At 41.2% G+C, this 12,868-nt stretch carries 9 protein-coding genes and 1 pseudogene; 8 read left to right on the top strand and 2 right to left on the bottom strand.

Annotated elements, in window-relative coordinates; translation table 11 throughout:
* The first annotated feature begins 503 nt into the window (after positions 1 to 503).
* The 4 genes from NSP_RS11255 to NSP_RS11240 all read left to right on the top strand — a co-directional run bounded on the left by NSP_RS11255 (position 504) and on the right by NSP_RS11240 (position 5,711).
* A complete protein-coding gene (locus NSP_RS11255; protein WP_006196670.1) occupies positions 504 to 1,586 on the top strand; it encodes a Gfo/Idh/MocA family protein in 1,083 nt (360 codons plus the stop codon).
* A gap of 679 nt (positions 1,587 to 2,265) precedes the next feature.
* A complete protein-coding gene (fcmB, locus tag NSP_RS11250) occupies positions 2,266 to 3,411 on the top strand; it encodes a filament morphology actin-like protein FcmB (RefSeq protein WP_006196666.1) in 1,146 nt (381 codons plus the stop codon).
* 5 nt (positions 3,412 to 3,416) lie between these two features.
* On the top strand, positions 3,417 to 3,902 hold the full coding sequence (gene fcmC / locus NSP_RS11245) for a filament morphology membrane protein FcmC (RefSeq protein WP_006196665.1): 486 nt from the start codon (positions 3,417 to 3,419) through the stop codon (positions 3,900 to 3,902).
* A gap of 957 nt (positions 3,903 to 4,859) precedes the next feature.
* Entirely contained in the window at positions 4,860 to 5,711 is an 852-nt protein-coding gene (locus NSP_RS11240) for an SDR family NAD(P)-dependent oxidoreductase (RefSeq protein ID WP_017804078.1), read from the top strand.
* 243 nt (positions 5,712 to 5,954) lie between these two features.
* Here the strand turns inward: NSP_RS11240 and NSP_RS11235 are convergent, their stop codons facing one another.
* Complete coding sequence (locus NSP_RS11235) at positions 5,955 to 6,473, bottom strand: hypothetical protein (RefSeq protein WP_006198048.1); 519 nt, start codon at positions 6,471 to 6,473, stop codon at positions 5,955 to 5,957.
* A gap of 49 nt (positions 6,474 to 6,522) precedes the next feature.
* Between NSP_RS11235 and NSP_RS11230 the strand changes: the two genes are divergently transcribed.
* The 3 genes from NSP_RS11230 (at position 6,523) to NSP_RS11220 (ending at position 9,727) form a co-directional block, all read left to right on the top strand.
* Positions 6,523 to 8,010, top strand: a complete 1,488-nt coding sequence (locus NSP_RS11230) for a hypothetical protein (RefSeq protein WP_006198047.1) — start codon at positions 6,523 to 6,525, stop codon at positions 8,008 to 8,010.
* 221 nt (positions 8,011 to 8,231) lie between these two features.
* Positions 8,232 to 9,023 carry a hypothetical protein gene (locus NSP_RS11225; RefSeq protein WP_006198046.1) on the top strand — a complete coding sequence of 264 codons (792 nt, stop codon included), beginning with the start codon at positions 8,232 to 8,234 and terminating at the stop codon, positions 9,021 to 9,023.
* 107 nt (positions 9,024 to 9,130) lie between these two features.
* Positions 9,131 to 9,727, top strand: coding sequence for a hypothetical protein (locus tag NSP_RS11220; protein ID WP_017804077.1), 597 nt, complete (start codon positions 9,131 to 9,133; stop codon positions 9,725 to 9,727).
* Positions 9,728 to 9,798: 71 nt separating this feature from the next.
* On the opposite strand, the pseudogene NSP_RS11215 reads toward NSP_RS11220, so the two are convergent.
* Positions 9,799 to 11,156 (bottom strand): annotated as a pseudogene (locus NSP_RS11215) (sensor histidine kinase).
* 528 nt (positions 11,157 to 11,684) lie between these two features.
* Between NSP_RS11215 and NSP_RS11210 the strand changes: the two are divergent.
* Entirely contained in the window at positions 11,685 to 12,737 is a 1,053-nt protein-coding gene (locus NSP_RS11210) for a permease (protein ID WP_006198042.1), read from the top strand.
* The last annotated feature ends 131 nt before the right edge of the window (positions 12,738 to 12,868 follow it).

Below are 12,868 nucleotides of genomic sequence, written 5' to 3'. Positions count from 1 at the left end.
CATAGCCAAAAAAAATTGTCCATACCAGCCCCTGGAAAATTAATATGTAAAAGTTACAGATAATTATGCAAAAATTGTTTGAGTGTTTCAGCCCTAGCCATAGCGTCAAACATCCCATAAAACCATGACAGGGCAGTTTTTTCAAATTTCTGTATTTTTGATAACAAAACCATATTATTTTTGAATGATGCCAAGTTAAATATTGATCCCGATGATTAATTGCCCAACGGTTTTTATGAGTTATTACTTACGTCTTTATGGGTTTATAAAGTCAATAAAAAGGCATATCATATTTTATGTAAAGAACAAAAAATTGATCAATTTACAATTGAATATCCAAAAAAAGCCAAATTTCGGGAACTGAATACAAACTTTGAAATTCTTCATAAATGTAGCCTCTATGTTACCATCTGGATGGTTTTCGACAGAGCATAACTGGCTTTCAAGTATAAATGCCAACGGCCGTAGCGTCTCTAAATTTGGTGGTGGAGGAGAGAATAATAGTGCAAAATAGCATTTCAGTGGCAGAACCAAATTCATATACACAGCGAAATCAACCAAAACCGATTCGCATAGGCGTAATTGGGGTGGGTAACATGGGACAACATCACGCTCGCATACTGAGTTCCATGAAAGATGTTGAACTGGTGGGTGTGTCAGATATTAATGTTGAACGAGGCTTAGAAACAGCTAGTAAATATAAGGGACATTTTTTTGAAGATTACTGTGACCTGCTACCCCATGTGGAAGCAGTTTGTATTGCAGTTCCCACCCGAATGCATTACGCAGTAGGCATCAACTGTCTATTGGCCGGAATTCATGTTTTGATTGAAAAGCCCATTGCTGCCAGCATTTCTGAAGCAGAATCCCTAGTAAATGCTGCGGCTGATTCTCAGTGCATTTTGCAAGTGGGTCATATTGAACGTTTCAATCCAGCATTTAAAGAACTGAGTAAAGTTCTGAAAACCGAAAATTTGCTGGCTCTAGAAGCTCATCGCATGAGTCCTTACTCAGACAGGGCCAATGATGTTTCCGTAGTGCTGGATTTAATGATCCACGACATTGACCTGTTATTAGAACTAGCGGCTTCTCCAGTGGTGAAGTTAACGGCTAGCGGTACTCGTTCTTTGGATTCTGGGTATTTAGATTACGTGACAGCTACCTTGGGCTTTGCCAATGGTATTGTTGCTACTTTAACTGCTAGCAAAGTCACGCACCGGAAAATCCGCCGCATTGTGGCTCATTGCAAAAACTCATTTACAGAAGCAGATTTTCTCAAAAATGAAATTTTAATTCACCGACAAACCAATCACAACACTCTCAATGACCATCGACAAGTGCTGTATAGACAGGATGGCTTGATTGAGAAAGTTTACACCACTAACGTCCAACCCCTGAGTGCAGAATTGGAGCATTTTGTCAATTGCGTACACGGTGGTAATCAACCTTCGGTAGGTGGTGAACAAGCCCTCAAAGCTCTGAGATTGGCAAGTTTAATTGAGAAAATGGCTTTAGAAGATCGGGTTTTGAATCCATTAGACTGGCAATCTGAATCGAGAGTGCAGTCATTAACCTCAACAGTTTAAAACAGGAATGGGGCATTAGGCATTGGAAATAAAGTTCTCCCTTTGTCTGTTTGCCCCTACTCCTGAGTTTTGAATTGGGAATTTTTTGGTAACATCTGAAAAAATTACATCAAAAACTAGAATACAGAAAGCGTTTAAAGTTACCTATCATCTTAAACCTGAAATTTTTGTCAAGTAATCAAAGCACTTCGGAAAGATTTTAATCGGCGTAAATGCTCTTTTATATATTAGCACTTAATAGAGTTTATACAATTAACCTGAGAAAATTATAAATATATTTACTCATATATTCTGGATGCTTCTTGCTAATCAGTACGAACTTGTGGACAAGTACCTTGCCCTTAGATATACAATCATGCTGGGGAGTTGGCTTTTAGCACTTTTTGGTTGGTTACTCAAATGGCAACACAAAAGCACTAGAAGCTGAAATATCTACTTTTAGTGGAAACTGGGGTTACATCTAGTTAAAATTCGCCGTAAATATGCCAAATAATCATGCTGAATTCGCGTTAGCGAACGGGAACGCGTCTCCTAAAGAAGCCCACCTAAGTTATCGCCTAAACTAAACATTTGGCGTATTTCTAGCTACACTTAACGGAGCCTAGAATTTTGGTTGTCTCCAAAATTTGTAAGATGAGCATGATAAATTTTTAAAGTTAAGTAAGAATTAGGAGATTTTATGACAGACCAACCTTCCGCCGCTACCCCGATGAATGCTGCTGCCATACCTCTAAATAGGGCAGCTAATATCCCCATCAATGCTAATCCTGCAACCAATAGACCAAATCTTGGCGGCAAAACCATTCTCAGTGTTGATTTAGGCAGAACTTCTACCAAAACTTGTATCAGCCGCGAACCAGCCAATGTAGTGTTCGTACCTGCCAACGTTAAGAAAATGTCCATAGAACAAGTTAAGGGTGGTGTTTTTGAAGCCAGGGCTACTGACCCTCTCATGGATTTATGGCTGGAGTATCAAGGGTATGGATATGCTGTTGGTCAGCTAGCAGCAGACTTTGGGGCGAATTTAGGAGTTGGACAATCTAAAGTAGAGGATGCACTCATCAAAGTTTTGTCCTGCGCCTGCTACTTCAAACTCAAAGACGAAATCTCAGTCATCATGGGTCTTCCTTTCCTTTCTTTAGAACAATTTGAAAAGGAAAAAGCTCAGTTGACCAGCCAGGTAACTGGTCCTCATGTTTTCAACTTCCGAGGCGAATCTGTTTCGCTGAATATTACCAAAATTTGGGTCATGCCAGAAGGTTATGGCAGTCTTCTGTGGTCGGAAGCTCAACCTAAGACAGGTGGTAAAGTTCCCGATTTTACGAAAATATCAGTAGCAGTTGTCGATATCGGACATCAAACCATTGATCTTTTGATGGTGGATAACTTCCGTTTTGCCCGTGGTGCTTCTCAAAGTGAAGACTTCGGGATGAATAAGTTTTATGATATGGTAGCAGCCGAAATAGACGGAGCTGATAGTCAATCTTTAGCACTGATTACTGCTGTCAACAAACCCAAAGGTGAACGCCTATATCGTCCTAAAGGTGCAAGCAAGCCCACCAACCTTGACGATTTTCTCCCTAACCTCATAGAAATGTTTTCTCGAGACATTTGTAGTCGTGTGTTAGCCTGGTTGCCAGAGCGGGTAACAGATGTAATTATCACTGGTGGCGGTGGTGAATTCTTCTGGGAAGACGTTCAACGTTTACTCAAAGAAGCTCAAATTAATGCCCATTTATCTGCACCCTCCCGTCAGGCTAACGCCTTGGGGCAGTATATTTATGGAGAGGCGCAATTGTCTGTGGGTAGAGCTACTAGGGCTTAAAACTGATGTTCCAATGGTCAAAAAAGGTAGTTAAATCGGTAACATTCAACCCAGAAGTTGGTGATGAGAGCTTGTTAGCAGTTGTGGACAACTATTTGGAGCAACTACCTGACAAAACTTTTAGCGACATCTGTAAAGAAGCTCTATGGCAAGCTTTATGTGTACCGGAAACTGTAAAACCTAGTCCAAAAATAGTAGCAACAGATGCGGTTGAAACAAAAATCGATGAGTTGCAACGTCAATTGGCTGACCTAGAGGAACGTTTTTTTGCTCAAGAATCTCATCGTTTGGAGTCGATAGAAGGCCATATTTTGCAACTTACGCAACAAATAGCGCATTTGGCAGTTATGGTAACTGAGCGGCCAGTTATTGAGTCTTCAACTCCATCAGCGTCAGTAGCAGAAGTAGCTAATACTACTTATCTTGATAACCCTCTTGAGGAGGTTGATCCCGTCATCAGCCGCCTAAGTCAGTTTCTTGATGATTTTTAAGAAAGAATTAGGTTTGTCAGGATTTTTCGCTGCTTTTACCAATCTTTAATAGTTAAAACTCGTGAGTTACCCCACCCTGCATTCGTCTGAGGGTGGGGCTTCCAACTTCACAGGAATGCCGCATCTTGGACTTACGTCGGCGAATTGCTCTGACTTCCTCTCCATTGGCTTCAATAAATATACAGAAATCATAGTATAGCTCAATTACCAAAAAAGTGCGCTCGTGCTGAATGAAGAGGAGCGGCGGGTGATAGCTTGCGTGGCGTAACCATACAGACGAAGCCAGCACGCTGCTCACGCCCCGCTCGGCTAACAGGACTCAGCACTAATTAAAACTTATCTATCTGGGACTTAGGCAAAATCATGAATTGACCAAGCCCCCTTCGAGCGGGGTGTGGGGTGTGGGGTGTGGGGGAAGAAAGAGCATCGAACAACCAGTGGGTCACAACCCCCTCTTCTCAAAATGATTGTATTGGTGGGGGTTCCAAGCCCCGACCTACCGTCTTTCCTACCCCCTACCCCCTACACCCCTACACCCTATTCGTGACTCACCGCAGAGGCGCAGAGGTAACAGAGTCATGAAAGTTTTAGATTAAGAAGTGTTAAGAAATTCTTATTAAATAATATTGCAATACGTTGATTTAATTGTTAAGGTGTGTGTTGGTAACGATGCTGGTGAACGCTCTGAATTTAGGAGAGATAAAACCTATGAGCTATATCCATTCAGCCAATTGTGTGAATTGTTGATTTTTTATCGGGAAAACAAGGCAGAAATGTCTTGAATACACAATGCAGATTAGTCTAGGAATATTTCGTTGCCAAAGGCTTATTTACTTTTTAATTTCAATAACGACTGATTATTTGTCTTACCTTGTGCAAGCAAGCGAGTAGCTTTGATTGTATCTGTCGGCAATCACTAAGAGTAGGGTAAGACTACAATTTTGGAGGTTAAAACCGATGAATATTCAAGGTAAAGTTGCTCTAATTACTGGGGCTTCTCGTGGTATTGGTAAAGCGATCGCTCTTGCATTAGCACAACGAGGGATCAAGCGGTTGATTTTGGTAGCACGCGATCGCCAAAAATTAACCGCAGTAGCTCACCAAATCGAGGCTATGGGCGTAGAAACCACAATCTTATCCATTGATTTAACTAAAACAATTGAAGTAAACATAGCCGTAGCCCAACTGTGGCGCAACTATGGTCCCATTCATCTCCTGGTTAACTGTGCAGGTGTCGCCTATCAAACCTCCTTTTTGCAAACCAAACTCCCCCAAGTGCAAGAAGAACTCTCAGTCAACTTATTGGGAATGTACAACCTCACCAGCCTCATAGCCCGACGCATGGTGAGTCAAAAGCAAGGAACAATCGTCAATGTCTCCAGTTTGATGGGGAAAGTAGCCGCACCGACAATGGCGACTTACTCAGCTACCAAATTTGCCATCATCGGCTTTACCCAAGCCTTGCGGCGCGAACTCGCCGAACACAATATCCGCGTCATTGCTTTATTACCCACTCTCACAGACACAGATATGGCGCGTGACTTAAAATTATTTCGCTGGGTGATCCCCATGAACCCCGAACAAGTAGCGGAGGTACTCGTCTCTGGGTTACAAAAAGATGCACCAGAAATTCTAGTAGGTTGGCAAAGTCATTTAGCAGTGTGGTGTCAACGTCTAGCCCCTTGGCTGCTAGAAATAATATTACAAATCGCCACTCCGCCCACCTTGACAAAATCACAGCATCCTGAAAGACCCAGCTTTATGAGAAAAATTTACCGCTTTAGTGATTTATTGTGGTCAAGAACCTAAATTTTTTCTCTTGCTAAAATTCGATAATTTTACCCTGCGGTCAATCACTTGAGCTTTTCAGATAAAAACGGTAATAACCCACCAGGTAGAACACATTGACCGCAATTAGGATGACCAATAGTTCCTTAATGGTACAAGCCCCCAGATTTATCTGTGGAATCAATCAATCGAAAATCCCAAATCTAAAATCCTCAAGCCCGTAGATTTATCTGTGGGGTCAATCTAAAATCTAAAATCTAAAATCTAAAATTGTTTGACTTTTCCCCAGTGCGTTAACGTAGAGCTAAAGAGGACAATTGTAGCTCCAATCACCAATAAAAATTCCACCAAAGCAGCGATCGCACCATAATGATTACGATCCCAATAAGAAACAGGACTGATGAAACGGTAATTACTCAAAGGAAAAAAGTGCCGATGCGCGTCGTTGTTGTGGACTGGGAAATCTAACAAAGAATGCAGCACCATACTGATTAAGGCAATCTCTATCAGTTGCCAATTCCAGAAATGGGCAATCAACAATCCCAGCACAGCCAGAGGGACTGAATGAAACGTACTCACAATACCTTGCCAAAAAGGTTGATAATAAACCTCTGACCAAATCTGCTTTTCCGGTAGACGGTAAACAAACTTCATCAGCAAGTAGAACACAAAGATGGGAATATCTGGTAAGACCGCACCGATGAGAATCGCCGGACTTGCCTGATCTCGTAGTTGTTGATTAAAAATGACCAAATTGAGAATTGCATGGCTGGGAGTATTCATGTAATCGGTGCAAAATGAATAAATTTAACTTATTTCGGAGCAATCATAAATGCTGACATTGCCTACCACGCTTCCTACTTTGCCCGAAATCATCGATAATTTACCAAATATTTCCGGTTGGGAAACAGAAGTGCTTTCTGTAGTTAACCATGATGCACCTGTCTTTTTACCCTCCACCAATATCCGCCTAGAGGACGTAAAAGCTGTATTTGCGATCGCCTTACATATGCACCAGCCCACCATCCCGGCTGGACATGATGGCGGATTAATTAGCAATCTGCAATATATGTTTGAACATACCCACGAAGGGGACAACCATAACGCCGCACCTTTCGCCCATTGTTACAGCCGCATGGGGGACTTGATCCCCGAACTCGTCGATCAAGGTTGCAATCCTCGTGTCATGTTGGATTACTCAGGTAATCTGTTGTGGGGACTCAGACAAATGGGACGCAACGATATTTTAGATAATCTCAAACGTATTACCTGCGATCGCACTTATCAACCCTATGTAGAATGGCTGGGGACAATGTGGGGTCATGCAGTCATTCCTTCCACACCCATAGCTGATATTAAATCGCATATCGTCGCATGGCAACATCATTTTGCTGCCATTTTTGGTTGGTCAGCACTAGCGAGAGTCAAAGGATTTTCTCCCCCAGAAATGCACCTTCCCAATCATCCTGACACCTTATTTGCATTTATCAAAGCCCTGAAAGAATGCGGCTATCGCTGGTTACTTGTACAAGAACATTCCGTACAAACAATTAACGGACAATCTCTCACTCACAAACATTTACCACATCGTTTAATAGCCCGTAATTCTCAAGGCGAAACAATTAGTATTACAGCCTTAATTAAAACCCAAGGTTCAGATACTAAATTAGTCGCTCAGATGCAGCCTTACTATGAAGCTAAAACTTTAGATAAGCAACCAGTAGGAAATGTTTTAATCCCACCCATTGTTAGTCAAATTGGGGATGGTGAAAATGGTGGAGTCATGATGAATGAATTTCCCAGTGCATTCAAACAAGCTTGGGGCGATATGGTTAATAATGGGGGAGGTAAATCTGGCGTTGTTGGCGTGTGTGGTACAGAATATTTAGAACTAATCACAGATGCTGGTTGTCAACCCGAAGATTATCCCACCTGTCAACCAGTAGGACAACATCAAATTTGGCAAAGAGTAGCACCGGAAAACTGCAAACCTGAAGCTGTAGAAAGTGCCATTCAAGAATTAAAACAGACAAATCCTAACTTTCATATGGATGGAGCCTCATGGACAAATCATATTAGTTGGGTAAAAGGATATGAAAACGTCATTTCTCCCATGTATGAATTAAGCAGTTTATTTCATCAAAAGGTAGATAATATATTGCCCACAAACTCATCAGAATACCGCAATCTTTTGTTACATAACCTGTTGCTGCAAACTAGCTGTTTCCGTTACTGGGGACAAGGTTCCTGGACTGACCATGCACGTAATATTTACCAAAGAGGCGAAAACTTACTGCAAACCATCCCTAACTCTCGGTAAAAATTGTAAATTAGCTTATTTATAGCCATTTTAAAACTTTAATTAGTTTGTGTTTGTAGCTACAGCTAAACATTACAATTCACTCAACTATAGATAGACTGTATAGTCTAATATGTCTGCCTTAAGAACGGTTAAGCCTTAATCTATAATCGCTAAATTGGACTTACATAACAATGGATATCAGATTAACTTAATCGTTTTTATCTAAGGAGAATATTCATATGGTTGAGAGTAAGCAGACTGCAAATAATCAGAGTGAAAATGTTAACCGCACCACTACAGACCAATCTTCTGTTGGTACAAGAAGGGCGGATAGGGAAACAGGAATATCTAGTAAAGAAGAGGCTAACCGCACAACTACAGGCGAATCTCGTTCTGATACAGCAAAAACTGGATCTCAACCCGAAACTCGTCGAGAAAACGGCAGAATGAATCCAGCATTAAGTAGAGCGCTAATTGGTGGACTTATTGGCGGAACTTTGGGTTCATTAGCTGGCGCTTTAGCTGGGAGAAGAATTGGTGAAGGATTTAACCACACCATGAAAGGTGTTGGAGACGCAGCAAAAACTATCGGTGAAGGTCTTGGTTATACTGCAAAAGGAGTCGGAGACGTAGCTAAAAGTTTCGCTGAAGGTGCGAGTCATGCGGTTATGGGTGATGGGTTAGACATTGCTGAGGGAGTGAAGCAAACCGCAGAAGGTACATTGAACGCGGTTCAGAAAACAGCGCAGGATGTGAACCAAGCGGTACAAGACACTGCGGAAATGACAAAGCAAGCCGCACAGAGTTCTCGACCCTCTGAAAATGGCGGTAAGCAAGATAGCCAAGAGACTCAAAATCAAGGTATGGGGATGGGTCAGCGAGACACGAGTACCCAGTCGATCTACATTTCCACCCCAGAGTATACAGAAGGATATGTTGGTGAATCTACAAGTTTTGTAAATGAGCAAATTTCTGTAGAGACTTTTGAAGATAGTTCTTTAGAACAAGAGATTAATCGGATTGATAGTTAGATGAACGCCCAAGGGGCGCGATTATGCGCCCACAAGAAATCAAACCAACACATTGAGATTAAAAACCTCAAATCCTTACCCGGAAAATAGATGAAGAGGTAATGATCATGAATGGAAATCGGCAGTTTTCGGATACCCTTGAAGACAAGAAAGATGTCTCTACAAATCAAGCCGATATTGACACAGCAAATCAAAATTCAACTAATGAGTTATCTAAAATAGTATTTGGAACTTTTATGGGTGCTGCTTTAGGTGCATTAGCTGGGGCTTTAGCTATGAAAGGTACAGCCCAAAGAGTGAACGAAAGTGTGAAAAATGTCGGTAATTTAGTTAAGGATACAACTAATAATTTTAATCAAACTATAAAGGGGGTAGGTGATGCCATTAAATTAGTCGCTGAGGGTGTGAACGATACTGTTAAAGATGTCAGTGGTGTTGTTAAGGGTACGGCAATAGATGTTAATGATACTGTTAAAAATACTCTGGTAAGTGTCAAAGGTACGGCTGTAGATGTTAACGATACTGTACAAAATACTGTGGAGATTGTTAAGGGCGCAGATCAAGGTATTAGCGAAACTCTGAAAGGGACGGTAAACATAGCTAAAAGTGCCGTTCAAAATGTTAAGCCATCTGGTAGTGATAGCGTCAATCCACCGAGTAACCAAACTGCATATATTTTAGTTCCTGTGGAGAAGCCAGAGTGAGTTGAAGAAGTACAGGCGCGATTGTTCACGTCTGTACTAAGAAATGGGGAATAGCATACAGTTAAATTTGCTCATACTAAAGGTAATAATATTTCAAATTCAGTCCCTACGCCTAGTTGTGAACGGAAGTTTAATTTGCCACCATGTCTTGCTGCTATAATTCGATAACTCATTGCTAAACTTGTTTCTTTATCAGCCCATTTTTCTACAGAGAAAGATTCCATAATTTCCTGTTGCAGTTCTTGAGACATTCCAGGACCATTATCAGTAATACAGACTGAAACCCAGCGTGAATCTGGCGCATCTGGTTGGGTTGGTTCTAGAGAAATGACTTTGGTGGTAATTTCAATTCGTGGTTTTTTAGCAGTATTCGTAGATTCTGGATAAAACTTTTGCCGCAATGATTCATTAAGTAAAACATCTATAGCTTGGCTTAAAATATTCATTAATACTTGGTTCAACTGCCCCATAAACAATATATTGGTGGCAAATTACCGTAATTTTTAATTATTTGAATTTCTCCTTTTAATCGACTCTTCATCAGCAGTACAATACTATCTATACAGGCGTGTAATTCTGCGGGCTTGGGATGAATTTCATCGATATGGAAAAAGTTTTGTAAGCCAGAAAAAAGTTTTTTTAATCTGTCTGCCCCAGTGCGAATACTTGTAAGAACTTTTGATAAATCTTCTGCTAAAAAATCAAATTCAATTTCTTCTTTAAGTTGGTTAATTTCCGGGGAAATTTGAGGTAGTTCTTTTTCATATTGAGCTATGAGCTTGAGTAAGTCTTGACTGTAGTTAGAAACGTAAGTTAAATTACCCCAGATAAAACCAACGGGATCGAGAATTTCGTGTGCTACGCCATCTACCAAGCGCCCTAGACGTGCCATTTTGTCATTTTGAATCATTTGGACTTGGCTGCGTTCATAGCGCACTTGAGTTTTGATTCCTTGAATTTGCCAAGCGGCGATGTTTAAGTCATGTATATCTAATAATTGGTAGGTATTGGCTGCGGTTTGGACTACGATGGGTTCTGCTAAAAGTTCAGGCGATCGCCTCAAAGTATGTTGTAGCGCTGTTAAAATCGATGTTGTTCCCGGTAGCAGCAAAATAGCTGTGCGCGCATAACTGTAAAGGACACCCAATGTTTCTTGGGTAAATAACTCTTGTCCACGAGGGCGAATCAGAAATTCCAACAGTCTTCGGCGCGAAATCATCCCCATGAATTCTCCCTGATCTAGCAAGATTGCTCCGGGTAGGAGTGGGTATTTTTCCAAAAAATGAGCAAGTTCAACGCCACTACAACTAATTTCTAGCTGAAAGTGGTATATTGGCAGTTCTTGGATTACTGAGTCTAAATTGAGGTCGCGATCGCTCGCACGAGGCAAAACTGGCGGCGAGATTAAGGGGTTAAAATCTTGTGACACTGGTAACTCTAATATTTACAAAGCTGACAAGTAATCAGCTTAAATTTTAGCAATCGCTGTCTGGGATTTGGACAGAAAGCGCCAAAATTAGATAAATTAGCAATCAACAGCGAAGTGACAAGACGCTACGCGGACATATCGATTCAGCACTAGCGCTATGCCCGAATGTTTAAACACAATGAACCCTTTATGAAATTTACTGGAAGATCACATCCTGACATATAGTTGAGAGTCAGTATAAACATGAGGTAATCCAAAATCATGGAGCTAGATGTTTATGTCCCTAAACTTGGAACAATTTTGGACATGGGACAATCTGCAAATCAGTCAGCTTCAGTAAATGCACAAGATTAAATTTAACTATTTACAACTGAACAGCGCTAATAAACGTTTAAGCATGACTAGCCACAGAACCCTAAGTTTCTGTTTAAATCAGATCAAGTTACCGATAGATACTTTTGATCCCCATTCCGATAGAATGGCTAGGCATAACCTAAAATCTTTCAACCGCTTTTGACTGCGACACCCATGAATCAACTGAACAATGGTTTCACTATATTTCTGAGTTTGCTAGTCGAGGCGATGCCGTTTTTGCTGTTTGGGGTTTTATTCTCCAGTGTGCTGCTGATTTTTATCGATGAGCGCCAATTAGTCACCAGAATGCCCAAAAATCCGGTACTGGGTGCTTTAGCAGGTAGTCTCATCGGTTTTATGTTTCCGGTGTGTGAGTGCGGTAATGTCCCGGTAGCGCGGCGGTTGCTGATGCAGGGAGTACCCACACCCGTGGCTATTGGTTTTTTGCTAGCAGCACCAACGATTAACCCTATTGTGATTTGGGCAACTTGGCTAGCCTTTCGAGATCAGCCAGAAATAGTCGTTTTACGAGTGGTATTTTCCTTATCAATTGCTGTAATTATTGCGATTGTTTTCAGTTTTCAAAAAGATGTAAAACCTCTGGTTCAACCAGCGATCGCCCGTTATCTCAAATTCAACCCACCAGTCGAGCCAGAAACTAAAGGCCGTAGCAGAGGTTACGCAGCACAACCACCAAATACAGTACCCAGTGTCTTGAAATCGGGGACTTATATTTTAGGAGGAAAAGCAGGACTGACTCAACCCTTAGATCCTAATTTATTACAGACGACCCCAGCCGCCAACCCCAATAAATCTGTAGCGGATAAACTACGCCTAGTTTTAGATAATGTCATCCAGGAATTGCGGGAATTGGGCGGCGTAATGATTTTAGGTAGTGCGATCGCCGCTTCTGTTCAAGTATTTGCTCCTCGTGACTTAATCTTCAGTTTGGGTGCGGGACACATTAGTTCCATTGTCGTCATGCTGATATTAGCCGCAGTTGTATCAGTCTGTTCCACAGTGGATTCATTTTTTGCCCTGTCTTTTGCTTCCGCTTTTAGCAGTGGTTCCCTATTAGCATTTTTAGTATTTGGCCCTATGGTTGACATCAAAAGTATTGGATTGATGTTAACCGTTTTTAATGCCAAGACTATATTCTACTTATTTGCTTTAGCGGCACAATTGACCTTTCTCTTTACCCTGTTCCTCAACTTGTATGTGCTGTAAATCAGTTAACAGTTAACAGTTATCAGTTATCAGTGATTAAGGCGGACGGTAAGGAATTTAGACCCGCAATCAACCTTTACCATTTATCGGAATTCAGTGATTAGTTTTCAATTTATTTAGTCAACGCCGAT

This window comes from Nodularia spumigena CCY9414, assembly GCF_000340565.2.
In the GTDB taxonomy this organism is placed as follows: Bacteria; Cyanobacteriota; Cyanobacteriia; order Cyanobacteriales; family Nostocaceae; genus Nodularia; species Nodularia spumigena.
This window is presented reverse-complemented; position numbering and strand designations above follow the sequence as displayed.